General features: G+C 40.8%; 26 protein-coding genes and 1 tRNA gene. 15 read left to right on the top strand and 12 right to left on the bottom strand.

Annotated features, from left to right (window positions below; translation table 11 throughout):
• Positions 1-68: 68 nt before the first annotated feature.
• Complete coding sequence (locus tag AC1DP6_RS28495) at positions 69-1,145, bottom strand: FecR family protein (protein ID WP_477057911.1); 1,077 nt, start codon at positions 1,143-1,145, stop codon at positions 69-71.
• Between the two features lie 193 nt (positions 1,146-1,338).
• On the bottom strand, positions 1,339-1,950 hold the full coding sequence (locus AC1DP6_RS28490) for an RNA polymerase sigma factor (RefSeq protein WP_477057910.1): 612 nt from the start codon (positions 1,948-1,950) through the stop codon (positions 1,339-1,341).
• 292 nt (positions 1,951-2,242) lie between these two features.
• Between AC1DP6_RS28490 and AC1DP6_RS28485 the strand changes: the two genes are divergently transcribed.
• Both AC1DP6_RS28485 and AC1DP6_RS28480 read left to right on the top strand, forming a co-directional pair.
• Positions 2,243-2,767 carry a class I SAM-dependent methyltransferase gene (locus tag AC1DP6_RS28485; protein WP_477057909.1) on the top strand — a complete coding sequence of 175 codons (525 nt, stop codon included), beginning with the start codon at positions 2,243-2,245 and terminating at the stop codon, positions 2,765-2,767.
• Between the two features lie 24 nt (positions 2,768-2,791).
• A complete protein-coding gene (locus tag AC1DP6_RS28480) occupies positions 2,792-3,796 on the top strand; it encodes a serine hydrolase domain-containing protein (protein ID WP_477057908.1) in 1,005 nt (334 codons plus the stop codon).
• 58 nt (positions 3,797-3,854) lie between these two features.
• On the opposite strand, the gene AC1DP6_RS28475 is transcribed toward AC1DP6_RS28480, so the two are convergent.
• On the bottom strand, positions 3,855-4,829 hold the full coding sequence (locus AC1DP6_RS28475) for a GlxA family transcriptional regulator (protein WP_477057907.1): 975 nt from the start codon (positions 4,827-4,829) through the stop codon (positions 3,855-3,857).
• A gap of 171 nt (positions 4,830-5,000) precedes the next feature.
• Between AC1DP6_RS28475 and AC1DP6_RS28470 the strand changes: the two genes are divergently transcribed.
• Positions 5,001-5,594, top strand: a complete 594-nt coding sequence (locus AC1DP6_RS28470; RefSeq protein ID WP_477057906.1) for an SRPBCC family protein — start codon at positions 5,001-5,003, stop codon at positions 5,592-5,594.
• A gap of 14 nt (positions 5,595-5,608) precedes the next feature.
• Positions 5,609-6,352 carry an isocitrate lyase/PEP mutase family protein gene (locus AC1DP6_RS28465; RefSeq protein WP_477057905.1) on the top strand — a complete coding sequence of 248 codons (744 nt, stop codon included), beginning with the start codon at positions 5,609-5,611 and terminating at the stop codon, positions 6,350-6,352.
• A gap of 53 nt (positions 6,353-6,405) precedes the next feature.
• Here AC1DP6_RS28465 and AC1DP6_RS28460 read toward each other — a convergent pair whose 3' ends face one another.
• The gene (locus AC1DP6_RS28460; protein ID WP_477057904.1) at positions 6,406-6,678 is read right to left on the bottom strand and encodes a DUF4242 domain-containing protein; all 273 of its coding nucleotides are present in this window, start codon (positions 6,676-6,678) and stop codon (positions 6,406-6,408) included.
• Positions 6,679-6,978: 300 nt separating this feature from the next.
• On the opposite strand from AC1DP6_RS28460, the gene AC1DP6_RS28455 reads away from it, so the two are divergent.
• Positions 6,979-7,055: transfer RNA gene (locus tag AC1DP6_RS28455), tRNA-Pro, on the top strand.
• 289 nt (positions 7,056-7,344) lie between these two features.
• Here AC1DP6_RS28455 and AC1DP6_RS28450 read toward each other — a convergent pair.
• Entirely contained in the window at positions 7,345-7,920 is a 576-nt protein-coding gene (locus tag AC1DP6_RS28450; RefSeq protein ID WP_477057903.1) for a hypothetical protein, read from the bottom strand.
• Positions 7,921-8,202: 282 nt separating this feature from the next.
• On the opposite strand from AC1DP6_RS28450, the gene AC1DP6_RS28445 reads away from it, so the two are divergent.
• On the top strand, positions 8,203-9,264 hold the full coding sequence (locus AC1DP6_RS28445) for a hypothetical protein (protein WP_477057902.1): 1,062 nt from the start codon (positions 8,203-8,205) through the stop codon (positions 9,262-9,264).
• 185 nt (positions 9,265-9,449) lie between these two features.
• Here the strand turns inward: AC1DP6_RS28445 and AC1DP6_RS28440 are convergent, their stop codons facing one another.
• Positions 9,450-9,878: a hypothetical protein gene (locus AC1DP6_RS28440; protein WP_477057901.1), complete on the bottom strand. Its 429-nt coding sequence runs from the start codon at positions 9,876-9,878 to the stop codon at positions 9,450-9,452.
• Between the two features lie 354 nt (positions 9,879-10,232).
• Here AC1DP6_RS28440 and AC1DP6_RS28435 point away from each other — a divergent pair, with 354 nt between their 5' ends.
• Entirely contained in the window at positions 10,233-10,838 is a 606-nt protein-coding gene (locus tag AC1DP6_RS28435) for a hypothetical protein (protein ID WP_477057900.1), read from the top strand.
• 129 nt (positions 10,839-10,967) lie between these two features.
• On the opposite strand, the gene AC1DP6_RS28430 is transcribed toward AC1DP6_RS28435, so the two are convergent.
• Positions 10,968-11,897 (bottom strand): winged helix-turn-helix domain-containing protein, encoded by a 930-nt coding sequence (locus tag AC1DP6_RS28430; protein ID WP_477057899.1) that lies wholly within the window; start codon positions 11,895-11,897, stop codon positions 10,968-10,970.
• 595 nt (positions 11,898-12,492) lie between these two features.
• Here AC1DP6_RS28430 and AC1DP6_RS28425 point away from each other — a divergent pair.
• From AC1DP6_RS28425 to AC1DP6_RS28410, 4 genes are all read left to right on the top strand, one after another.
• Complete coding sequence (locus AC1DP6_RS28425) at positions 12,493-13,146, top strand: YceI family protein (protein ID WP_477057898.1); 654 nt, start codon at positions 12,493-12,495, stop codon at positions 13,144-13,146.
• Positions 13,147-13,209: 63 nt separating this feature from the next.
• A complete protein-coding gene (locus tag AC1DP6_RS28420) occupies positions 13,210-14,301 on the top strand; it encodes a ligand-binding sensor domain-containing protein (protein WP_477057897.1) in 1,092 nt (363 codons plus the stop codon).
• A 271-nt stretch (positions 14,302-14,572) separates the two neighbouring features.
• Positions 14,573-15,646, top strand: coding sequence for a M57 family metalloprotease (locus AC1DP6_RS28415; protein ID WP_477057896.1), 1,074 nt, complete (start codon positions 14,573-14,575; stop codon positions 15,644-15,646).
• 656 nt (positions 15,647-16,302) lie between these two features.
• The gene (locus AC1DP6_RS28410) at positions 16,303-17,268 is read left to right on the top strand and encodes a lipase family protein (protein WP_477057895.1); all 966 of its coding nucleotides are present in this window, start codon (positions 16,303-16,305) and stop codon (positions 17,266-17,268) included.
• A gap of 163 nt (positions 17,269-17,431) precedes the next feature.
• On the opposite strand, the gene AC1DP6_RS28405 is transcribed toward AC1DP6_RS28410, so the two are convergent.
• Complete coding sequence (locus tag AC1DP6_RS28405; RefSeq protein ID WP_477057894.1) at positions 17,432-17,782, bottom strand: hypothetical protein; 351 nt, start codon at positions 17,780-17,782, stop codon at positions 17,432-17,434.
• A gap of 432 nt (positions 17,783-18,214) precedes the next feature.
• Here AC1DP6_RS28405 and AC1DP6_RS28400 point away from each other — a divergent pair, with 432 nt between their 5' ends.
• Positions 18,215-19,210, top strand: a complete 996-nt coding sequence (locus AC1DP6_RS28400; RefSeq protein WP_477057893.1) for a terpene synthase family protein — start codon at positions 18,215-18,217, stop codon at positions 19,208-19,210.
• A 38-nt stretch (positions 19,211-19,248) separates the two neighbouring features.
• On the opposite strand, the gene AC1DP6_RS28395 is transcribed toward AC1DP6_RS28400, so the two are convergent.
• Both AC1DP6_RS28395 and AC1DP6_RS28390 read right to left on the bottom strand, forming a co-directional pair.
• Positions 19,249-19,947, bottom strand: coding sequence for a hypothetical protein (locus AC1DP6_RS28395; RefSeq protein ID WP_477057892.1), 699 nt, complete (start codon positions 19,945-19,947; stop codon positions 19,249-19,251).
• Between the two features lie 149 nt (positions 19,948-20,096).
• The gene (locus AC1DP6_RS28390; protein ID WP_477057891.1) at positions 20,097-20,864 is read right to left on the bottom strand and encodes a hypothetical protein; all 768 of its coding nucleotides are present in this window, start codon (positions 20,862-20,864) and stop codon (positions 20,097-20,099) included.
• Positions 20,865-21,154: 290 nt separating this feature from the next.
• On the opposite strand from AC1DP6_RS28390, the gene AC1DP6_RS28385 reads away from it, so the two are divergent.
• On the top strand, positions 21,155-21,346 hold the full coding sequence (locus tag AC1DP6_RS28385; RefSeq protein WP_477057890.1) for a class I lanthipeptide: 192 nt from the start codon (positions 21,155-21,157) through the stop codon (positions 21,344-21,346).
• 207 nt (positions 21,347-21,553) lie between these two features.
• On the opposite strand, the gene AC1DP6_RS28380 is transcribed toward AC1DP6_RS28385, so the two are convergent.
• A complete protein-coding gene (locus AC1DP6_RS28380) occupies positions 21,554-21,934 on the bottom strand; it encodes a SnoaL-like domain-containing protein (RefSeq protein ID WP_477057889.1) in 381 nt (126 codons plus the stop codon).
• Positions 21,935-22,196: 262 nt separating this feature from the next.
• On the opposite strand from AC1DP6_RS28380, the gene AC1DP6_RS28375 reads away from it, so the two are divergent.
• Both AC1DP6_RS28375 and AC1DP6_RS28370 read left to right on the top strand, forming a co-directional pair.
• Positions 22,197-22,577: a hypothetical protein gene (locus tag AC1DP6_RS28375; protein WP_477057888.1), complete on the top strand. Its 381-nt coding sequence runs from the start codon at positions 22,197-22,199 to the stop codon at positions 22,575-22,577.
• Complete coding sequence (locus AC1DP6_RS28370) at positions 22,574-22,774, top strand: hypothetical protein (RefSeq protein WP_477057887.1); 201 nt, start codon at positions 22,574-22,576, stop codon at positions 22,772-22,774. The genes AC1DP6_RS28375 and AC1DP6_RS28370 overlap by 4 nt, the downstream gene beginning before the upstream one ends.
• 30 nt (positions 22,775-22,804) lie before the next feature.
• On the opposite strand, the gene AC1DP6_RS28365 is transcribed toward AC1DP6_RS28370, so the two are convergent.
• Positions 22,805-23,395: a dihydrofolate reductase family protein gene (locus AC1DP6_RS28365; protein WP_477057886.1), complete on the bottom strand. Its 591-nt coding sequence runs from the start codon at positions 23,393-23,395 to the stop codon at positions 22,805-22,807.
• Positions 23,396-23,517 lie beyond the last annotated feature (122 nt).

Below are 23,517 nucleotides of genomic sequence, written 5' to 3'. Positions count from 1 at the left end.
TTTTTTTGGCTGATAATATCAAGTAAACATAGGGAACGTTTTAGCGGAATTACAAGTGAACAATACCTTTAACTACAGGGCTTACCGGTAATATATACCTGATCCCCTCTGATCGTATAGCCGGCATTAATAGCCGCGCAGATTATCTTTAGCTTATTCTCAAATGATTCATTGGTAATAGTAGTAGTAATCATGCATTTCCCAAACACCTCTTCGCTGGCATTAATCTTAATACCGTAAGCTGCTTCCAGTGCATTAAAGATGGTAGTTACCGGTGTATTGTCAAATACAAAAGACGATACTTCAGTGGCAGGCTGTATGGCTGCGAGCTGTCTGTTATCCAGCGAATCAGCCACAAATGCGGCCGTCCGGGTATTGAAACGGATCTGATGATTAGGCGTTACAATATAAGTATGCTGCTGCTTATCTGCCAGGATATACACCGCTATTTTACCCGTTTTCACCGTGATGGTAAGACTCCCATTCTTTTCAGATACGTTAAAACTGGTTCCCAGCACACGGATCCCTAATTCAGGTGTATAAACAAAAAATGGCCTGGCGGCATCTTTGGCGATATCAAAAAAAGCATCTCCTTTCAGGTATACTTCCCTTTGGGAATGCCATAAAAAAAGGGCATGCTTGATGGAGGCCCCCGCCTTCAGCACTACGGAAGAACCATCCGTTAAATAAGCCACCTGGTTGACGTTCGTCGTATTTTCGCGTATCAGTTGCTGATCCTCTATGTGGCTTTTCAGCTTTTCTGCCACCAGCATTTTGTTATCTTTTTTCAGGTAGATGAATACCAGTACGATTCCCCCTAATACTGCGGCCGCTGCCCCCCACCATTTATAATGCAACATGCGGCGTATAGGTGCAGACTTCTCTACCCGGTGTTCTTCCTGCAGATGATGATCCAGGACGGCATACACCTCTTCCAGCAGCATTTCATTTACAGCGGCTGGTTTCGAGCTTTTACCCAATGCCAGCACCATGCTCCTGGCCTTTTCCAGAACAGGTACTCGCTCCGGATGGGCTGCCATCCATTGTTCCCACCACGTAGTATTAGCTGCGTCCGGAAACAATACCCATTGAACAAAGCGGTCATCCTGGATAAATTCCCAGGTATCCTCTCCAAAATGCTTCATGCAATAATTTATTTAGGAGGCAATCAACTGCCCTTCAATAACAAATGACAAAAGCTTTCATTTTATACTCAAAAAAAATAAAATTTTTTTAACATTCAGGTATAACGCCCTGCCATAAAGGAAAAGACAGGTATCCCGCAGCAGAAAATGCTGCATTTATATACTATTGGAGGATAGTAAAATGATTAACTGGTTAGAGAAACAGGTAGAATGTTTCCAGTAAACGCCGGGCAAACGGCGTTGCTTCGAGTGTTTCTTTAATGCGTCCCAGCGCGCTGTAAAGCAGGTTGCTGACAGACTGGTACTTCATGTGCATCATTTCTGCAATCTGGGCATTGGTAAAACCCATATAAAAACGGAGGGTAATAATTTCCTGTTGGCGTCTGGAAAGTTTTTTAATGGCATCATCCAGCAATATGCTACGGGAGTCGCTGATTTCCGAGTCAATGATCCGTTCCTCTACCGTGGCTTCTGACTGCGTAATGTCGTGAAGATATTGGTTTTGCTTACCTGTAGCTGCGCGGTATTGGTAATCAGACCGGATCAATTTATACCTGAGACTACGGCATAAATAGAACCGTATAGCTACTTGCTCACTGATGTTGGCCCGGGTATTCCACATCTCAATAAAGAGATCCTGGATGATGTCCTTTAACTTCTCCGGGTCTGTACAAAACCTGGAACCATATTGAAACAGGGACACCGTATATTCCCGGTAAATCAGTGTAAAAGCAGCTTTGTCACCAGCTCTAAATCGCTTCCATAAAGCAGCTTCATCAAAACTTACGTCTATCATTGCAGGCATGCGTGGATCTTTTACAGCAAAACTGATTTTGGTATTAAATATTGGCTGGTTAAAACTTTAATATGTTCAGGTAATGTAAATATTTTCCCGCAATTGGTCAAATATGATTCAAATACCATAATGGAAGAACATAAAAATATCAGGATTCCAACGCGGCAGGAAATGAATAGAGATGACTGACTATTAAACGTACAATAGACAACTAATCAGTTTTTTACCCGTAATCGGGAACCATCCTGATTGAGTTGCCAAAATTTATCGCCAAAAAAGAAAATAAGTTACCTTTCATGTTATGGATTTAAGAGATGCCATTGCCCTGATAGCGCATAAAGATATTACCGCTTCGCCTGAAAGTATCTGGGCCGACCTTGGATGCGGTTCGGGCCTGTTCACCTATGCCCTGGCAAACCTGTTGGAAAAAGGCAGTACTATTTATGCCTGGGATAAAGGAAACCCCCACTTATCGGCCCTCGCCAACCCACATCATATTGATATAAAACCCGGGCGACTGGACTTCCTGGAAGAGGAGATCCCGGTATCCGGACTGGATGGAATACTGATGGCCAATTCGCTGCATTATGTCCGGGAGAAACCTCTTTTTATTGATAAAATAAGTGCACATCTCCGGGAAAATGGTTCCTTTCTGATCGTAGAGTATGAAACAACCAAAGCTAATTCCTGGGTCCCCTACCCTGTACCATTCCAGGCTTTAAAAGCCCTGTTTCATAAAGCTGGCTTTACCTCCGCTGTTAAACTAAATGAAAGACCATCGCTCTATGGATCCGGGCATATGTATGCCGCATTATTCAACAGATAATTCAACCATAAACAATTTGCCATCATGAGAATAATTACTTTCTTTCTATTGTTTTTTGCTACGTTAGCCGCAAGCGCCCAAACTCCTTTTGATACTTCTTCCCTTGTCCGCGATAACCAGGGAATCTATTCGCTGGTGGTATCTGTAAAAGACAGCGTCATTTACAACAGGTCTTTTAACGGTAAAAAAAATGAAGATCTATTCAACAATCAATCGCTGACTAAAAATATCTGCGCGGTGCTCATAGGCATCGCCATTGATAAAGGATTTATCTCTTCATTGGATGTACCGGTGGCCGACATCCTGCCCGCATTGAAAGATGACCCTGACAAACGCAGGCAACTTATTACGCTGAGGGATATAATGAACCAGGCATCCGGCTTATGGCACGAAAACCTGGAACGGCTGGATATCTATCTGAATATGAGCGATCCATCCGGATATGTATTGAAACAGCCATTGTTGTCGGACCCCGGCAGCGAGTTGCACTACAGCAACGCCGCTTCTCACCTGATGTCCCTCATCCTCACAAAAGCCACCAGGCAAACTACCTTCGACTTTGCCCGCAAATACTTATTTGCGCCCCTGGGCATCCAACAGGTAGAATGGCCCAAAATGAAAGACGGCTATCATGACGCCAGTGGATTATTAAGCGTACATATGAGTACCGTTGATGTAAATAAAATAGGAAGATTGTTGCTGAATAACGGCCGTTACAAGGGCAGACAGGTGGTTTCTCAAAAATGGGCGCAACTGTTACTTACCCCCACCAAAACGTATCCTGCTCCCTGGGGCCTCACCAATACTACCTATGGGCTTACTTTCTATCACAAAACCTTCCATGGAGAAGCCTTGACATATGGTATGGGCTGGGGTGGCCAATTCCTTATTTTAATTCCTGGTCTGGATGTAGTGGTATCTGTAAACCAGGATGTCAACGACCGGACAGCCATCCGACAGTCGAACGTTTTTATGGAAGGTATCTTTCCTATGATATTTGATTGGATAAAGGCGGGGCATACAAAATAACGCCCGGGCTTCCCAGACGCAAAAATGAAGGGAGTTGGTATTCGTAGCCAGCCTCTCATTAACTCATTGCTACCTTATTATACTTTTCTTTATACTCAAGTGGCGACATCCCGGTTATTTTTCTAAAAACCTCCCGAAAAGCTTTATCGTCCGAGTAGCCTACTTCGTCCATTACTTCATTTATATTCTTTCTTCCTTTTTCCAGGATACTTTTGGCAACTTCTACTTTTACCCGTTGCAGATATTCCACAGGGGTATTACCGGTAGCTTTGATAAAACGCCTGTCAAAATTTCGCCGGCCTGTTGCTAACTTTAAAGCCAGTTCCTCAAAAGAAATTTTCTCTCTTAGATTTTCTTCAATGTAAGTTTGTGCCTGGCAAATCATTTCGTCACCATGTTCTTTTTGTGTTTCAAAAATAAAAAAAGGTGACTGCGATGTTCTGTCCATATCAATCTGGAAAACTTTTGAACAGTAAATAGCAGTTGCTCTGTCAAAATATTTTTCTACTAAAAAAAGTATCAGGTTTAAGAACGAGTATGCACCACCGTTAGTATATATTCCTTTATCAGCAGTAATTAATCTATCGGCCTGAAGATCAATGTTTGGAAACAACTGCCTGAATTTATCTGCTAAATTCCAATGTGTGGAACAGGTTTTCCTATCCAGCAAGCCTGTAGCAGCCAGTAAAAATGCACCTGAGCACATGGTCGCTATTTCAGCACCGTTTTTATATTGCTCCTTTATCCAGGTAATAAGTGCTGCATTCTCCTTAATCAAATTATCCTCATAAGAAATGGAAGGAATGATCAACAAGTCAGTTTTCTTTATCGTCGTAATATCTACCGGATGAATCGAAAAAAAACCAGCATCTGTTTTTAATTCGGGTACAAACCCTGCCATACATATTTCCAGCATTGGTTTTTTCCCGGTACCTTTCCAATATGCATTTGCGCCACTCAGAATTTCATAGGAACCAGCTATGCTACTAAGGTTTATTTTTCCCTGAGGGACAATAATAGTTACCTGCTTCATTGTTGGAGTTTGAACAAAGGTATAACATTAATATGTCCAAATCACCCCCCTAAAATGTCCATTTCACACCATTACACTACCTGAATAAGACTGTACCTTTGGTAAACACGAAAGTGAAAGATCATGTAATGTCAACTAATTCAATAATAATTTTCTAATACAAAAAGAAAAATGACAAGAAAAGATAATATTCTGACAGCAATGCTCATTGGCAGCTTCGTGACATTTTTATTTCCGCCAGGTGGCTACACACAAACAGCAGCAGATAGCTCTGCTATTAAATCAAATTCATTCAATAAAAATAAAACAGCAATTATGGAAGAGAAAGATTTTACGACAAGCATTTTGGTAGACCAATCTCCAAAAGAAGTATTCGATGCCGTGAACAATGTTCGTGGCTGGTGGCAGGGAGAAGTTAAAGGCAATACCAGCAAACTCAATGATGAGTTTACCTATCAGATGGGGGATATCCATTTTTCAAAACAAAAAATAGTAGAAGTTACTCCCGATAAAAGAGTGGTATGGCTGATAACCGAAAGCAAAATAAATTTTGTAGCTCACAAAGACGAATGGATTAATACAAAAGTCATCTTTGATATTTCCAAAGAAGGAGAAAAAACCAAACTCACTTTTACACATCAGGGGCTTAAGCCTGCGATCGAATGTTACAATGGTTGCTCTGGTGCCTGGGGACAGCTTATAGAGAAAAGTTTATTCAGCCTGATTACAACAGGTAAAGGAGTTGATGTATTTCAAAATAAATAATCAAATCGATCGTTATGAGCCATTACGAAACATTTTACCAACTACACCATAAAGAAACACCGTTAATTCTTGCAAATGCCTGGAATGCAAAGAGTGCTCAAATAATAGAACAAAATGGTTATGATGCCATTGGCACATCAAGCGGCGCCATTTCAAACTCATTGGGATATGAAGATGGTGAAAAGATGCCATTCAGCGAACTGCTTTATATTGTACAAAGGATAAAAGCAAGTACAAATATTCCCTTATCAGTTGATTTGGAAAGAGGATATACCAATAATCTTACAGAGTTAACAGAAAACATCCAAAGACTTGTTGATATAGGAGTAGCGGGAATCAATCTGGAAGATGCCCAGGGAGAAGATATCTATCTGAAAAAACTCAATAGTATTAAAAACTATCTGGAAAAAAGCAATCAAAAACTTTTTATAAATGCAAGAACAGATGGTTTTCTTTTGAAAATTGACTCACCGCTGGAAACGACCATAAAAAGAGCAAAATCATATCAGGATGCAGGTGCCGATGGCCTGTTTGTTACCGCCGTTTCAGATACGGTAACTATTAAAGCAATCGCTTCATCTACCACACTTCCTTTAAATATAGTTGGCTCCCCTAAACTTTCATCCATACAGGCGTTATCTGCATGCGGGGTCCGGAGAATTAGTATGGCGGTGCTTTTATACAGGGCATCTTACAATCAATTAGGTAAATTGATCAAAGAGGTGAACACACAACAATCATTCGAACCGCTGTTTTAATTCAATGCTAAGGGCGTTTCTTTTCTTTCTTTTTTCAGACACTATGGGGTGCGTTAACCAGCTGTTCCAGGATCAATTACGGTACTCACCTCACTGATAGAATTGGCTGGAAATCCGCCCTGTTTTGCATGCTCACGGATCATTTCTTCGTTAGGCGCGATATAAATACAATAAATTTTATCGGCCGTCACATAACTTTGTACCCATTGAATTTGCGGTCCCATATTATTCAGGACATTACAAGAAGCTTGTGAAAGTGCTTTCAATTCTTCTCCTGACAATTTACCTGCACCGGGAAGTTCCCGTTCGATAACATACTTAGGCATAACTTTAGTTTTAGATTTTCAGATCACAATGACAGTTGATTCATGTTCATTTCTGAGTCTTTTAGAGGTTCTGGCATTTTGCGGGTGGTCAATGGGGTAGTTACCCAAATGTAAGCAATTTTCCGGGTTAGTTGTGAGGTTGTGGCCGTGCATCGTTCATATGAAACATATGGTATCTTATTTGTGATCGCAATGACCTGGAATTCATTACACCTGGTGGCTAATTACTGATTGCTTTTATACTTTTTATATATAAAAATTTGCGGGATAAAAAAAGATTTTTAATTTAGGTCATCTCCTCGGGATGTAGCGCAGCCCGGTAGCGCGCTTCGTTCGGGACGAAGAGGCCGCAAGTTCGAATCTTGTCATCCCGACCATTTTTCAAACCCGCTCTGATAGCGGGTTTTATTTTCAATACTCTTAGATATTTTCTCTAATTCCCAATTAAATATGGGTTCGAATCCTGTGATCTTTTAATACTAAATTGTTTCGCTCTTCCTATTATAAATCGAAAGTGATATTTATCCTTATAATGCGTAGCTCCATTATTATAGCGGTTCGCTCCGCGAAACCACCTTAAGTTAGCCAGGAACTTATCGCCATTATTCAATTGTACTTCTAATTTTTTTTTATTAATGTCCATATTAGAAATATTGCTTTCCTTTATTATCGTCCGATTATTTGATGTCGCCAAACCGCAATCACCTGTGTATCTGCATGCTCTTCATCCGGATTATTTTCAAAAAGTCTTTTCTTTATATCAAATGCCTTTTCGTAATCCTCAATAAGGCCAACGCTGTTTAGGTCAGTTGGCAAAAATGTCTCATCGAAACCTCCACAATTCGTCAAAGCACTGGTACAGTAATATTGATCAAGAAGATCATATCCAAGAAAACAGAAGTTTTCCAAATTAATCAATGCACAATCATGTTCAGGCTCAATGGCTACCGCCAGTAAATTAAATCTTGCCTTCTCATTTGTTCTTTTCAATACATAATCCAGGCTTGAAAAGAAACCTGTTTCATAACAATCATCAAAAACAATATGCCTCCAGTCATCGTCATTCTCACGATCAGGTTCAACTAACACTTCATTCAGACCGGTGTCTAGTGAAATCAGTTCCGTCAAATGTATCAATCGGCTCCATTTAATATATTTATCCCACCCCATTTTATCTTCATTACTCAATTTGTCATATTTTGCCCGGGCTGTATACAAAAATATTATTTGCCGCTTAATCATATTGTAGGGTCGTTTTGGTCCTTTCAGTAAAAATACAAATAATCCAAAACATTCATCTCAAATCGACAGATTGGCCAAGGACCTTAAATCCATTAAAAATAAGTTCGAAATTTGTACAGGCAGGGCGACTTGACAGGACAAATGAGATTCATGCTCGTTTGTCCTGTTTTTATTTAGGCCCAAATCCTTGTCCAACGGTGTCGTATTGCAAGTGGTATATGGAAAATTTATTTTCATGAATCTTATTATGTACTTTATACCTATCAACCAATTTAGCATTAAATGCAAAAAATCAAGTTCTCCCAAAAACTCATTGTCTGTACCCTCGCGGGATTGGTAATTGGAGCCACTACGTTACGTACAGGTTTTACATTCTTCAGAACAATATTGCCTGTCCGGCTTATAGTTAACGTTCCAACGCTTATGCTGGTTGCTGCCATTATTTACGCTGTAATATGGCAAACTCGAAAAACAAATAATCCTGCTACCCTTGCCTTCTGGCAAGGCATCATACGCTATGGTGTAGCATATGACCTGGCAACATTTGGATGGGAAAAGATTTTTCATTCGCAATTTGTAGTTCCGGCAAGCAAACTGGATCTTCCTTACAGTAATTTTTCATCGCAAGACCTGTTCTGGTATTTTTTCAGTTACTCCTATCCTTTGGGCTGTATTATTGCAGCATCTCAAATAATGGGAGCTACGTTGCTATTATTTCACCGAACAAGACTGGCAGCTGTTTTTATCCTGTTACCTATACTGGTAAACATCTTACTGATGGATATTTTTTATCAAATCGGTACGAGCGTGGTCGTGCACGCAGCTATTATGTTGTCAGGCTGTTTGTATTTTCTGTTCATAGAATTTGACCGTTTAAAAGAAATCTTCTTTGCCGCAAAAGATCAGCTACCCAGGCTTCATCTTCCTAAATATTTAAAAACAACACTACGTCTTTCTATTATTTATATCCCCGTGCTATTAATTACCCTACGCGGCAAACCAGATAAAGATCCACAGCTCAAGGGTAAATACAAAGTGACACAGATAACGGTTAATCAGCAGGTGGTTAGTCGTACCGGTTGTGCAGATAGTGTACTTACAGTGGTATACTTTGATATTAAAAACGGATGTGTCTTTGAATTCAATACTGTAGCCAGGAGATGGTACGGAAATTATAAAAAAAAGAATAATGATCTGGAAATAAAATGGTATGCTCCGGAGGGAATGCCTCTCTTCAAGGGTATCATCTCTCCGGTTAATGCAACAGGAAATTTAGCACTGGCTGGAATGCTGGGGAATGATTCCATGAAAATAACATTGCAAAAAATAGATACAACCCGGTAAAAAGAGGAAGACTACAGGCATCCCGAAAATATTGAACAAGGCAGCATTGCTGCTGCCTTGCTTGTTTTTATTTCTTTCTGAAATGCTGTCTATTAGCAGGATAAATTATTTAATGGCGGCTGAGGAATCGTGTCAATTTTTCCGGTCATGACAACTTTCCGATACATGAAGGCCCTTCGGAGCGCTTATTGATCCTCCTCCTTGTTATACATATGCTGCTCCAAGTAGCCGGTATCTCCTTTAATAAAAGCCTGCAGACAGGAAAATGCAAAAGTGGTGTCCATGGCATCCATTTGGGTAGCAAATGCGGGATTGAGCACATCTTTCTTTTTAAAAAATCCTACACGTTCCATCTTTGGCCGCAAATATTCTATGCTAACAAGATCCTTCCTATATACGGAAATACAAAGTGTCTCTTTTTCACCGAGGTGATTTTGCCGGTTTATTTCAAAAAAGTAAAACGGACTTTCAGGGCTACTTCCGGTGTCTTCGATCTGTTGATAAAGGCCTCCCCAATCGATCTTCTGGTACAAGTCAATCGCTTTTTGGTTATTGCAGTCAGGATAAACATCAGGGCGGCGGGTAAATGGAGATTGTATTTCTATATGATACATATGCTATTTTTTCAGACAATACAGGTTATCAATACCATGCATTCCCACCTGGGATTGCATCGTACAATATTAAGTAATATTCCCAAGTACTGCAAACGGTAGGATCACCTGCCTGTCTCTATGCACCTGAAGCACTTTAATTTATTGTCTACACTAAAATATCTTCTATCCAGTCTATTATCTTATTTGTGGAAAAATCCGAGGCTCCCACCTGACAATGCTCCTGTTTGGGAATACTTACAAGTTAATGGCTTCTCTATTTAAACCGCTACACCTGTTAAACTTTTGAACTAAATTGCAATTGTACGTTGCGAAGCCCATGTGGCTCCAGACACTAAACCCTTACTATTCTGTATGACGACAAAAATATTCTTATCGGCAATTTTAGTATTTATACTTGCTTCCTGTCAAAACAACCGTATGCAGGACAAGCCCCAACAAGAAACGCCAAAAGCATTGGAGGACAATAATTCTTTGGATATTGTTTCGAAAGGACGACGTTCAGAGGATTTACTTGAAAGCCTTTATAGTGAGCTTGTCAGTAAGGACGTTGAGTTAAAAAGACTGGAAGTAAAAATTAATGATCTCAATAGCAGTAAGAACGACTCAATTGAATTATTTAACAAGTTTAACGGGAAAATACAATCATACTTCAGATCAATAGACAGCAATGTTTCAGAAATTGAAGATTCATTATTGAGAGACAAAATGAAACTTTTAATTGCCAGTAGCCTGACAAAATATAATTCACGAATTGCCAAACACAACGAATTGCTGAAAACCCTTGCAGTAAACGAAATTAGAATTTCAGACCTTCATACAGCTTTAAAAATTGTAAGGACCTTACCTGTGATTGAAAAATACCAACAGGATAACTTACCAACCACAAGACAACTTGAAGGGTTTATTAAACAACAGTACCAAACTATCAATCTGGCAGACACACTTATAAAAAAATAATTTCGTTGCCGCTCGGAAAGCGTTGTTTTGGGTTCAATCTACAGTAAGGATAATTGCTAAATGATACAGTATTAGTAGTTCACGATAAAGTCTTACAATGCCAAATTGACATCTAAAAGATCAGTTTTCTTAAGCGCTAATTTCAAGCTTATATCCTTTGCCGCGTATAACAACAATTTTGGTATTCGGATCAAACTCCAGTTTTTTTCTAAGTTTTGATATGAACATATCCAGACTACGCCCCACAATAACACCTTCATCTTCCCATATCTCTTTCTGTAGCCGGCTTCTCTCTATAGTCTCATTAGGAGACATCGCGAAAATGAGCAGTAGACGTGTTTCGGTTCCAGTCAGGTCTATGCTCTTTTCATTTATTATCAGCTGCCGCTTCTCCGCATCAAACAAGACCGAGCCAAAAGTGAGTATCCTGGTACCCTGATCGCTAGGTAAGGCGCTTGGTGGCTTATTAGTACCCTCACCTTTAGGTAGGGCTTTCCGTGGCTTAACAGATCTCAGAAAAATGAAACCAACAAATGCGAAAAGTGGCAGGCTGCCCAGAAGATATCCATTCTTTGCAGTATTTATACCTGTCGGTTTGAATTTAACATTGATCATGTAACATGCACTGGGTTGCTTTCTTCCTATGCATGCTACAATATCATCTTTTATATTCCTGGATATAGCATATCCATAGGCTACACTGGAGTTGCTACAGTTCAGAACGTTAACAACGTAATCACGTGCGAGCGGGTCTTGGGCCAACAAACGCCGGGTGGTATTCACCAGGAAGTCCGATTGAAAAGTTAGTTCATTCTCAAACCTGATTTGGTATTCATTTTCAGCGATCTTTTCTACCGGGAGCACCCTTGAAGTACTGTCGCCCGACTGTAAGAGTAATTCATGTCCGATCCTGCGGAGCAAAACCTCTCTTCTTGCGATATCAAAGTCGTCACTTCCCTTCATACTGAAAGCCAGGCAGATTAAGGAGGTAAGCAGCAGCAGCGTCAGTCCGTACAGGTACTTGCCTTTCCCCTCAAGCAGTTTTTGGCTTTCAAACATAATATTGCGATTTATTTACAAAGTTTACATTTCTATTTACAATCCTAACCCCTCTGGCTCAAAGATATCAAAGTAATTTCGTTGCATCAACTTTGATATGATATGAAAAATAAAAGAACCGTTTTGTACAGCCTGATTATGATGCCGGCAGCAGGAGTAATTTATTTTCCCGCACAGGCTCAGCAAAAATATGACGCCAGGGCTGTAGGCCAACCCGAGACATTTGATTAGCCAGATACTCCCGGCCCCCCCTGCTATCTTCCCGGTTTTCGATAAGCTTACCATCAAAGGACAAAGGGAAGCAGTTCAATTTATACCTACAATGAGACAGAACGGCAATACGATTATAGCTACGGCAAACATGACTATTGACCGCCAAAAGTGGAATATCAATCATCAACCGGAGGAACGGGAGCACTTTGTGGGATGTTGGAAGCTAACGATGGAAGTATTTGGTTTGGATCCATGAATGGAGTGTATCGTTATGATGGAAAGACCATCACTGACTTTAAAAGTAAAGAGGGGCAGCAATAATCTGTATTGCTGATTTAAAAATCATCTGTCAATTATTATTAATCAATATTAATTCCTTAGTATGAACAACAACCTATCAATCACGTACTTAATTTTAATTATTGCTTCTTCGTTCTTCGGTTGCCGTGGACCTGTAAAAGAGGAAAATAAAACTAACGCATCGGCAAGCTCCTTATCCTTACATGTTGGGAATGAAAAATATGCTATAGTAGATACAAAGGAAAGTGTTGTAACATGGAAAGGTGCAAATCTAATTGGTTCAAACAGTCATACAGGGTTCGTCTATATCTCAAAAGGAGAACTGATGATTGAAAACGGTCAACTTATGGGTGGTACAGTTGAAGTAGACATGAATACAATTGAAGATAAAAACCATGGGAGTGATAATAAACTTGTTCATCACTTAAAAGATCCTGATTTTTTTGAAGTTAAAAAATTCCCCTTTTCTACAATCGCCATTACCAGGATTGCATCGATAGATGGTGAGAATAAAAACGTTACAGGGAACCTAACCATTAAAGGCATCACGCACCCAGTTACTTTTCCAGCCGAAATGGAAGTGAAGGACGGAATTATCAAAGCAGATGCCAGGCTGGTCATTGATCGAACATTATGGGATGTCCGATATAAATCAGGAAAGTTCTATGCCAATTTAGCCGATCAGGCTATGTCCGATTCCATTGAATTCCATATTAAGATCGTAGCAAAAAAATAAATAGCTGAAATCCATACAAGCGATTTTAGGTTAGTCGAAACTCTTAAGCAATTAAAATAAATTATGAAATACGCACACGTTTATGCATTATTCTTGATGTTTGTTTTTAACACTTCCTGCAAAGGACAAAAGAAAACAGACCTCCCAAAAGAAAATACCAAGTCCGAAAACAGCGCGGTAATTACCTCCGACGGACCTAAATCGATCACCCGAAATATCATACAAGATAGAAAGGGTAACATTTGGATGGCTGCATTTGATGGTATTTTTCGATACGATGGAAAGTCTTTTACCAATATTACCAGTAAAGTGAGTTCGGCCCGCTTCTTTTCTATTTTAGAAGATAGCAAAGGCAACTTGTGGTTCGGCTCTATTGGTTCAGGTGTTTATTATTATGATGGCAAATCCTTTCAAAATTTCACCACCAGGGATGGACTTCTTAATAATGATGTTGGTAGTATTTATGAAGATAAAAAAGGCAATATCTGGTTCGGTGTTTTTGGAGGAGCAAGCCGTTACGATGGGAAAACTTTTCGGAATTATATCATCAATGGAGATGCGATGAATGAAGATCGGACAGGGAAAACTTTTCCGGATAGACCCCCTTATGAAGTTACTGCTATTATTGAAGACAAAACAGATAAGTTTTGGTTTGCTACAAGAGGCAATACCTTCGTGTATGATGGAAAAACATTTACCGTTTTCACCCATGAGAACAAACCTTTTAAGAATGTTCGTTCTATAATCGAAGATAAAAAAGGCAATATCTGGCTGGGAGGTAATGATGGTCTTTGGCGCTATGACGGCAGTGCATTTTCCTATTTTACCCAGAAGTTTGTTGGTTATATCATCGAGGATAAAAAAGGCAATATCTGGACTAGTTCAGAAAGGGATATTAGCCTGGCTTCGGTACTTTCCCGGTATGACGGACAGTCCTTGTCTAAGCAGGCCTGGGCGCTTTCACGGTATGACGGAAATTCCTTACCTAAAAAGCCAACGGTAACCGAAATAACAAATAAACCAATGTTTTTTGGGATTTTAGAAGCTAACGATGGAAATATTTGGTTTGGCGCTGTTGATGGGGTATATCGTTATGATGGAAATACCATTACCAGCTTTAATGGACGCGAAATAAATCGGCAGACAACCAGATAAGACAACAGTGAAATAATAACCTATTACTTAATCCAATAGTAATAGGTTATTATTTCATTGCTAATAATTTATTTGAAAAAAGAAACAGGAGCGGGAACAAAAGGAGATGGCAACATATTTTTTCATGCTCTAATAAATTGATATACTGAGGGGTATGCCGGCAGGGGTAGATCCGGCGTTAAAATAACTAAAATGAATATCCATAGCAACCTATACTGTCCTATCTTTAAGGTAGTTATCCCAACTTATAAACCCTTAATGATTGAAGCCCATGGAACCCACTTCTATCCAACCGCTGCGGTTATCCGCATATGCTTTTTTATTGCTGAACCTTTTCCTGTTCTCCTGCCGTAAGGATGTAGTGCAATCGTTGTCGCCGCAGGCTGCGGCCCGGGATGTGCATACAGAGCAGATCGTCAGTACCTTTCGCGTGGCCGATTCGGTGGCCCCTGGTATCACTATTTATGTAAGCGCCTTACCGTCTGCCTGGCAAGCGCCCATTAACCAGGCGATCCAGGCCTGGAATGCTGTGGGTTGCCGGATTAAGATCATGCGTGTGTCCACCGCTGCAAATGCCCGTTTGGTAATCAGCTCCTTTCGTGACACGAGCTCCCAGGCCGTCTCTACTTCCAGTTTTCCAACCTCAAACGGCAGCTGCGGCCCTGGCATAAGGATCAACCTGGCAGCTGTGCTGAACGACCGTCAAAAAACACTTGTCATTGCCCATGAATTAGGCCATTGTTTCGGTTTCCGGGATACTAACTATTCCGGTCCGGGCGGGGTGGTCGTTATCCCCGGAACGCCCGGCGTCGATTCCGCTTCTGTGATGAATGCCCTGCGTTTACCTATACCGGAATGGAACGGGTTCAGCTTCTTTGATATTGTGGCTTTCAGGCAGACCTATCCTTCTGCACCGGGCCTCCGCTCCTTCTTCCGTTACCGGATCGTTACACCTTCTTCCGGCGCTGAATATTACTACTACACCACTAACACTATGGAATATGGCCCCGGAAAAGATACTGTCAGCTTTGAGGGCACTGCCGGCTATGTTGTTTCCGGCGCATTTTCGGGCGCTGTGCCATTGTATAGCTACCGTTCACTGAACACTATTGACCGGTATTATACGACCAGCAATTTAACGCAGCAAGTAGGTTATGTATACGAAAAGTCAGTAGGGCTGGTGTATAGTCCGACATCCGGTATCCGCCCCGCAGGCACACGCGCCTTGTATGAATATTTTAATAAGACGAGGGGCGCGCATTATTACACCGTCGATACTACTGCTATGAGCGCTAATTTTAAAGGATTTGTCAACCAGGGCGTGGCTTGCTATATATATTATTAGTAGTATTTGCAACAGTATACAATCCCGATTTTTAACCCTTAAATGATCGCACTCATTGGAATGTACCCCAACCAAATCCGTGTAGTTCTTCGCACCCGGCCTTCTATTACCGGCCATTTTCCCGTGTACGTTGGAATGCAGGATCTTTGGAAATCCGTTCCATCTGATACTCCGTTAAACTGGAACACTCCATCTTGTTTACTCATAGCTTATAATTTTTTCGATTAAAGAGAGGCAATTTATAACGCCATGCCTTTTAAGCGTTTTCATCTGATCAGATAGAGTGTAGTAACAGTGTAGTAACAGAGTAATGTAACAGTAGTAAGAGTCCAGTGGAACAGTAATAGAAATATAATGGGAATGTAATAGATAGACGAATCCTAAGTACTGGAGAAGTATACGAGAAGTAATAACAGTACTATCGGAAGTAAATGGGAGTGTAGATTAAGCTGTGTCAAAATTTTATTTTTTACAAATTTAGTTTTAGACGGTCACCGAACTTGATAGATAAATGGGCGAATATATTGATACCAGATTGAAATATTATTTTGTTGGAAAAGGAAAAAATTTATTAATTTGGACTCCATACTAAAAACAACAGCGTATTTTAGTACCTCAATAACCAATTAAATCTTCACCCTCAAAACCATTTTTCCATGGAAACCCAATCTCAGTCTCAACCTGTATCCATTTCTCTATTAGAAGCAGTCAAGTATGCCAAAATGGTCGACCTGGCAGACCTTGTTTACAAAGTGGCAGTAACGAATAAAGATCCTGCAGCACAAAAAAATCCTTCCATATTGGCGTATAGGACCGTCTTAAGAAGTAAGGACTTCCAGCTACAAGTAGACGGGAACTTTGACCTACAATACCAATTATTGTACAATATACAGATGATGGAGAATAACGCCCTGGTCTATTACGGTTTTATAGCGCAGAATAAGAGCACTAAAGACTATGTGATCACCTTCCGCGGTACGGAAACCTTATCAGAACTTCTCTCAGACGAATTTATCGTTCCAACTTCCTTTAATGAGTTTAACAACAACTCACAGGTTCCATCCGGCTTTTACAATCTTTTTGAATCAGGCGTGATCACAGCACTGCCCCATGATACGCCATCATCTGCCCCTCTCACGTCTGTTGCATCCAATCCGGCGAGTTTTATGCCAGATGCCATGAATGTACAAACAGTGGTTGCAGGCCATAGCCTGGGAGCCACACTGGCAACCTATTATGCCGCCGCTGTCTCCGTTGGCAAGGATAAAGATATAGATCTTAGCATCTATACTTACGCGTCGCCAATGACAGGTGATAAAACCTTTACCGATACGTTCAACAGCAATATAGGCAGAAGCCAGCGGGTATATAATGTGCCGGATAATGTTCCAAACCTTCCACAGTGGTTCGATAAAAACAACAAAAACATCTATACCCAGGTAGCCAGGGCCTACATGGTTGATTCGACAAATGATACGAATGTAATCAGCGGCCCCGGATGTGCACACCAGTTACCAGTTTATCAGTATCTGCTTGAGAAACTCAATGGAAATACTAACGCGAATATCCTGACAGATCCATTTTGTAAGTGCCAGTCCAAAATAAACCCGATAATTGTTTAGAAAAGGCGACTAAACAACCAAGGCTGCATTTACATAAATGCGGCCTTGGTTGCTTTCATCATCTCAACAAATGCTGTTCAGATGCGGGATTATCTCGTATACCTCCGTTGGATAAATTTACCGGAATAAAAAAAGCGCCTAACAAGGCGCTGTTCTATTGTAATTACTGTTGCTGAAAATCGTAGTACGAAACGCTCCCACCGTTTACATAAACCTGTACATAGGTGCTTGCATTATCTGCAGCATTACAATAAACCGGGTTAGACGGTGTGAGAAATCCATATCCGTTCGCAGAATATACCACGTAACTACCGGAAGAAACATACAAATAATTGCCAGACCAGCTTAAACCAGGTATTGGACCGTTGCCAAAGGCATAGATGAAATTCCAGGCAAGGGCTGGCGCATGCAGCCCAGGTGTGGGTCCGGATTGTCTGAATGCGGAACTTGCTTTCATGCTAAAACCGCAGCTAAGAATGATGGCAGCAGTCAAAAGGAAAGTCCATTTTTTCATAAGATAATTTTTAGAAGGTTAATGTGATTAAACTTTCCAAAAGTTAATGAGACTTCCTTTAATCGCTTCATCAATTTGTATCATATTATTGCCAATTTGTATCATTCTCGATATCACTGCCGCTGCCTGTACTTTAACAAGGAATGTTTTCTTGCTAAAACTGTCAATCAAATGATCGTTTTCACAACATGTTATGCGTAATACATAAGCACTTACCTGAAATTTCAAACCAACATGTTGCCGAATAGCAGTGATGCCAATTATTTTTATGGTAAGAGTTTTGGGAGACATTAACTATACCACAGCCATAGCAATGCTCCTGCTTTCTCTATTCAACTATCCTTTCCCTACGCTAAAAAACCCTTTCACATATTGCCAGATTAATATCTTATAAAAATCGTCAACCTCTTACTAATTTTAAAAAAGAAAGCTATGCTGCGAAAATTAAACATGCCGCCCCTTAAGTATCCCTGGCCCCACATTCCTCCGGCCCATCCCGGCTATTTTACTGAAGAAGAACGACAATGGCTGGATGAAGATTACACGTTTATGACGAAGGAGGCGGTAGAAAAAATAAAAGCGCATAACCTGGCCAATGGCGCATCCTGGATGTCCCCTACTACTACCAACATTGATCATCTAAGGCCCATTGCCCGCTTTTTCTTATGGCTTACATTATATGATGACTATTATGAACGCTGGCCGATAGATAAAATAGCCATAGAAAGAGATCGGATAATAGGTGTGATACTGGGAGATACACCGAAGCCCACCGACACCGGGCTATACCGCCAGATTGCCAAATGCAGGGATGAGTGGCTTACTTATATGCCTTACGAATGGATCGAGCGCCTGGCCAGACACATGTATCGTTATACAACCTATGGCATTATGGAAGAAGCGCCCTATCGTCGTGAAAGCCGCTATCCCAGCCTGCTGCGATTGTCATTTCTCAGAGAGTACACTATTGCCATGTATCCATACGGAGATATGACGGAAGCCGGCATGAACTATATGGTACCAAAGCACATCATCGAGCATCCCATTATCATGCGTCTGAGAGCATTGTTGTGCAGGATCATGGCCATCCAAAACGATTGGTATACGCTGGAGAAGGAGATCGCTGACGACAAATTTGAAGTCTGCAATCATATCCTTGTGTTGAAGCACCAGCATAAGATATCCCTGGAAGAGGCCATGCAGGAAGCGGAGCGTATCCACAACACCTATGTGGACGAAATGGATGCCATTCAATCCGATTTACCGGATTTTGGTGTTCACCAGGAAGACATAAAGAATTATGTATACCAACTAACACTTAGCATAACAGGATTGGATGATTGGTACAATGGCGACACCGTACGGTATATACCTTCTGAATTTCCGAAGCACATTTACCAACCAACCAGGACCAGTGAAGGTGGATAGGTTTTGTTTGTGCGCTATATGATATTAAGGATTTGTGTTCAGCAGATCATCAACAACCTATTCTGTCCAGGTTTTTCCTTTGGTGCGCGGTGAAGGCAAGGGGGAACCTGGCTTTCAGGATGCTCAACCGCCAACCTCCATAGATTACCAAGGCCTAAGCTTATTGGTCGTGCATCAGGTGTAGCCTGATAATGTAGATCGAAGAAATTTTCACTTAAGAAGGATTCAAAATCTTCATCTGCTCCATGATATAGTTTTTTGAGCTCATCACGTATTGCTGGAATAAGTATTTTCTTTTTGCCTTGTGAATTTGGCAATATTTCACTCGACTCGCCATAGTAGGTACATAAAAAGGTATCGACTGGTATGGGAGAGCGATCTACATGAAAAGAATAAACATCGGTTGAAAAAAACGGGTAGGTATCATCCCGATCATAGTATTTGATCACATTAAGAACCGGCGATGCGCCATAAGCTTTCAATAGCTTCAAGTCATTTAAAAGAATTTCACGGGCAAGTTGTCCTTGTTCACTCAACTGAAGTTCACGAAGTTCTTCCTGTTCAATTACCGTTATATTTCCGCTTAGCGCTACCTTTTCAACAATCTCAGAAAAATCACCTGTTAGTTGACGAGTCCAGCAAATTGCATTCATTTCTCCTTTAAATGGCGTAGAAACAAGGTCTTGAAAATTCGTGACACAGTGAATCTGTTTCTCCGCATGAGATAAATCTATCATAATACTTAATATAAAATCATTTGACAACAAAGTACGGGAATAGTAGCCGGTTCCCGCACACGTCATATAAATATAGCCAATGATAACAAATATTATACTAAGTATAAGATCACCTGGAATTATCAATCGCACTACCTGATTCCAAATTGTTAATCGAGTTTATGTATGCTCACATCTGTAAAATAACCGAGCGTTTCCGGACCAATCCAAAGGCCTACGCTTCCACGCAAATCTTTGCCCTGCTTCAGGTCATTGACAATCAAAGTAGGTTGTTCAGCACCGTTGATATAGAATTTGGCCGTTTCATCTTTTACTTCAATTTTCACGCTGACCCATTCAGCCGGCATCATATCAGCATAAGCCTCGTATTTTTCTGGTGTTTCTTCCCGCGATCTATACCAGGGGTAGCCCGGCAACGAAACATACTGAGTCGAATGATTCCTCCGTACCTGGTCATTTGCCCGGCCGTTGGTGGGACGAATGTAAAACAGCTCCATTTTGGAGGTATCCTTACTCACCCGAAAGGCAATCCCAATAAACCCACGTGCGCCTTCTCCGGCATTCATCTGTGGTTGTCCTGAAATTGTTGCTTCAATGATACCATTATGAAAATCGACATCTTTGAGCAATGCAAGTGTCTTTTCGTCACTGGTCGTCTTCGGCATTTGTAAAACCAGCGCGTTTTTGCCTTTATATTCTGACTGCGTAACAGTTACCTGGTAAGGAATGACACTATTAGGAGCCAGAGAAATACGCTGCGCTTGAGACGATGCAAAAACAAACGCACTCATTCCCAAAGTAATCAATAAAATTTTTCTCATTGGAACTGATTTAGTAGATATTTCAATGCTATTATTCTTCTTTGCATTCCAAACTGTAATATTTAATAAGAAGATGATGTCCTGCCAGATTTCCATAAATTTCAAATGAAAAATATAAATATTAAAGAAATTGGCTTTCAGACAGTCTTTTGCTGATAACTTCTTAAAAAACAAGGAAAATATAGTGTAAACAACCCGTAAACTACGTCTCTTTTTATATTAAGGTCTTTTCCTTATCTTAACTCACAAGACGCATTTTACCGGTTGCATACATCTTAATAGCTAAGCACACTTAGTTATTTGCCATAGAGCGCGTAGATGAAATTTTACATTCTTAGCCGTCATTCCAACTTATTGATTATTATTTAACCACTTATTATTTTCAGATGAAAAAGAAACTAAACAGCTTAAAGCCGAAATTATCATTGGATAAAAATGTTATTGCCCGATTAAGCCAGCAAGAACAAAGAGCAATTTATGCAGGTAACAACGAATCCAGGGGTTCTGGCACTGTTCTCACGCACTGGCCTCCTTTTGCAGGTTTTTCTGTTTGTACTCATTGGCCTACTACTGCGTAACATTTGATGGTAAAGTATGATAAAATAAGTATCCTCCGGTATGCTACCGATAAAATACATCTTGTGCGCTATGATAAAGGGCGTGACCTTTGAAAAAAAACAGATGTATTTTATCGGTAGCATACCGGAGGATAAATTAACAAACGGACTAAAAAAACAAAACCCGCACGTTGCACAAGACAAGTCAGAAAAAATAGACAGTTGCTCTTAATAAAAGAATTGTTCCAATACRATCTTTCCATCTTTCACTTCATACAACATTATCTGGTTAATTTGTATTCTTCCCAATCCGCGTACGGTAATATCCACTTCTCTTCCCACAGCAAAATGATCACCACCTGCAACGGCGTCCGTTGTGTAAGTGCTATGGACTGCCTCTATCAGTTTTTTAAAGTCCTCCCCTTTTTTGCGAACGGCAGCTTTCCCTTCTGCATAGCCTAAATAAGGTGAATTTGGAGGGTCTATGCTCCTTACATTTTCTGCAAAAAGCTCGTCTTGAATTTCAAACTCTTTTCCTTCTTGCTTGAAAAGCTCAATGAAACGTGCGGCAACTTCCTGAGTTGTCATCGTTGTTTTGTTTGTCCCCATAATTTTTTTTTTTGATGATTGCGTATTAATTACTGGTCACATACTGGTATCTATCCATTTTTCACCTTACTGTCAATCATATCCCATACTCGAAATATCTATTCAAAAGTATAATTGAAGCAAATAGTAAAATAGAACAAAACCGACAAATGAAATCCAAATTGCAGAACATATGGGGTGCAAACAGCGTGTTTAAAATAATGCTGGTGGAAGATGGGCAGGAGATTCCCGTAAATTATGAAGCTATCCCTTTAAGCTTAAAATGTTAACAAAGTCCGGATTCCTTACATTTTACTTTGAAAGTCCCGAAATACTGCATATTACAAGTAGCGGTCCAGGCGTATTGTTGTCTGGCAATCTTGATCATAACAATACGATCCCGGCTCCCGGGAGTTCCCGCACCTGGAAACTGAAGTCCGGTAAGTTTGTAGTTACTATCAGGTCTGGTCATGGAGAATTTGAAGAGACGGATCAAAAAGGCCGCTTTTTAATAATGCCCCAGGATAACCAGTTGGATATCGTGATTGAACAATATCCAACTGACTGGCTTCCCAGGACCTATACGGAATCTTATCAAACAAGCATGGACAATCTGAAGAAAGAACTGCGGGCCTGGCTGCCTATATTAACTGGTTTTGCATGATAAAACCGGCAGGCAATATCACCAGGTATGGCATGGTGATGTCCAAAAACTGGATGTATAATATCTGGAGCTGGGATCATTGTTTTAATGCCATCAGTCTGGGCTTTCATCAGCCAGCACTTTCGTGGGATGCTTTCATGCTGCCATTTGACCATCAGAGCACAACCGGCGCCCTGATGCAGAATGATGGCTATTAATAAGCAAATAACTTGCTATTTAATGCTTGCTTATACGTGGTAAGTGTGTCCTATGACGCCTCCCGGAAAAGCCTTTACATCCACCAACTTTAGGCTAAGCGGTTTTACAAGATCGGTGAAGATTGGCAGCCCTGAGCCCAATGCGACTGGATGGATAGCCAGGTGGTATTCATCGATGAGACCCGTTGCGATGAGGCTACGCATAAATTCCGAGCCGCCATGTGCTAAAATCGGGTTACCCGGTTCGGCTTTGAGTGCCCTGATCCCTTCGGCGAGATCGCCATCGAAGATCCGCGCCTCAGCCCAGGAAGCCACGGCGGGCGACTGCGCTGCATTAGTTGCCTGGCCCTGATCGAGGCCTTTAAATCCGTTTCGGGTAAAGACGGCCTTGGGTATCTCGTTCATCGGCGTGGCAAAAACGTCGGTCGAAGTCGGCCAGTAAGGCGCCATAGTCTGAAACGACTTCCTGCCCATAATATGCAGGCCTGCCGTCCGGCATATCTCTACGGCCCAGGTTTTCGATGCCTCATCCCCGGTCTTGAATACCCAATCCATCTCCCCATTAACGCCAGCAATAAAACCGTCAACAGTTATCGACATCTTCATCATTAACTTTCTCATAATTAAGATTTTTGTTACCCAAATGTACCCCGCCCTTTCCTAACTCATGATGGGCTAAAGCGACAATTCAAGGGGGTAATTGCGTCTTAATCTATTTTGCCAACCATTAACGGTTCCAATTC

Source organism: Chitinophaga sp. 01L420 (genome assembly GCF_056399985.1).
The sequence above is the reverse complement of the archived record's forward strand: the minus strand, read 5'-3'. Positions and strand labels throughout refer to the sequence as shown.

Bases quoted from the DNA above. Each gene is read 5' to 3' on its own strand.
- AC1DP6_RS28395 (WP_477057892.1), bottom strand. From the start codon at position 19,947: ATGATAGATTTATCTCATGCGGAGAAACAGATTCACTGTGTCACGAAT.
- AC1DP6_RS28365 (WP_477057886.1), bottom strand. From the start codon at position 23,395: ATGAGAAAGTTAATGATGAAGATGTCGATAACTGTTGACGGTTTTATT.
- AC1DP6_RS28420 (WP_477057897.1), top strand. From the start codon at position 13,210: ATGAAATACGCACACGTTTATGCATTATTCTTGATGTTTGTTTTTAAC.
- AC1DP6_RS28430 (WP_477057899.1), bottom strand. From the start codon at position 11,897: ATGTTTGAAAGCCAAAAACTGCTTGAGGGGAAAGGCAAGTACCTGTAC.
- AC1DP6_RS28410 (WP_477057895.1), top strand. From the start codon at position 16,303: ATGGAAACCCAATCTCAGTCTCAACCTGTATCCATTTCTCTATTAGAA.
- AC1DP6_RS28390 (WP_477057891.1), bottom strand. From the start codon at position 20,864: ATGGAAATCTGGCAGGACATCATCTTCTTATTAAATATTACAGTTTGG.
- AC1DP6_RS28470 (WP_477057906.1), top strand. From the start codon at position 5,001: ATGACAAGAAAAGATAATATTCTGACAGCAATGCTCATTGGCAGCTTC.
- AC1DP6_RS28495 (WP_477057911.1), bottom strand. From the start codon at position 1,145: ATGAAGCATTTTGGAGAGGATACCTGGGAATTTATCCAGGATGACCGC.
- AC1DP6_RS28385 (WP_477057890.1), top strand. From the start codon at position 21,155: ATGAAAAAGAAACTAAACAGCTTAAAGCCGAAATTATCATTGGATAAA.
- AC1DP6_RS28450 (WP_477057903.1), bottom strand. From the start codon at position 7,920: ATGATTAAGCGGCAAATAATATTTTTGTATACAGCCCGGGCAAAATAT.
- AC1DP6_RS28475 (WP_477057907.1), bottom strand. From the start codon at position 4,829: ATGAAGCAGGTAACTATTATTGTCCCTCAGGGAAAAATAAACCTTAGT.
- AC1DP6_RS28485 (WP_477057909.1), top strand. From the start codon at position 2,243: ATGGATTTAAGAGATGCCATTGCCCTGATAGCGCATAAAGATATTACC.
- AC1DP6_RS28415 (WP_477057896.1), top strand. From the start codon at position 14,573: ATGGAACCCACTTCTATCCAACCGCTGCGGTTATCCGCATATGCTTTT.
- AC1DP6_RS28465 (WP_477057905.1), top strand. From the start codon at position 5,609: ATGAGCCATTACGAAACATTTTACCAACTACACCATAAAGAAACACCG.
- AC1DP6_RS28425 (WP_477057898.1), top strand. From the start codon at position 12,493: ATGAACAACAACCTATCAATCACGTACTTAATTTTAATTATTGCTTCT.
- AC1DP6_RS28405 (WP_477057894.1), bottom strand. From the start codon at position 17,782: ATGAAAAAATGGACTTTCCTTTTGACTGCTGCCATCATTCTTAGCTGC.
- AC1DP6_RS28400 (WP_477057893.1), top strand. From the start codon at position 18,215: ATGCTGCGAAAATTAAACATGCCGCCCCTTAAGTATCCCTGGCCCCAC.
- AC1DP6_RS28460 (WP_477057904.1), bottom strand. From the start codon at position 6,678: ATGCCTAAGTATGTTATCGAACGGGAACTTCCCGGTGCAGGTAAATTG.
- AC1DP6_RS28440 (WP_477057901.1), bottom strand. From the start codon at position 9,878: ATGTATCATATAGAAATACAATCTCCATTTACCCGCCGCCCTGATGTT.
- AC1DP6_RS28375 (WP_477057888.1), top strand. From the start codon at position 22,197: ATGTTAACAAAGTCCGGATTCCTTACATTTTACTTTGAAAGTCCCGAA.
- AC1DP6_RS28490 (WP_477057910.1), bottom strand. From the start codon at position 1,950: ATGCCTGCAATGATAGACGTAAGTTTTGATGAAGCTGCTTTATGGAAG.
- AC1DP6_RS28480 (WP_477057908.1), top strand. From the start codon at position 2,792: ATGAGAATAATTACTTTCTTTCTATTGTTTTTTGCTACGTTAGCCGCA.
- AC1DP6_RS28370 (WP_477057887.1), top strand. From the start codon at position 22,574: ATGATAAAACCGGCAGGCAATATCACCAGGTATGGCATGGTGATGTCC.
- AC1DP6_RS28435 (WP_477057900.1), top strand. From the start codon at position 10,233: ATGACGACAAAAATATTCTTATCGGCAATTTTAGTATTTATACTTGCT.
- AC1DP6_RS28445 (WP_477057902.1), top strand. From the start codon at position 8,203: ATGCAAAAAATCAAGTTCTCCCAAAAACTCATTGTCTGTACCCTCGCG.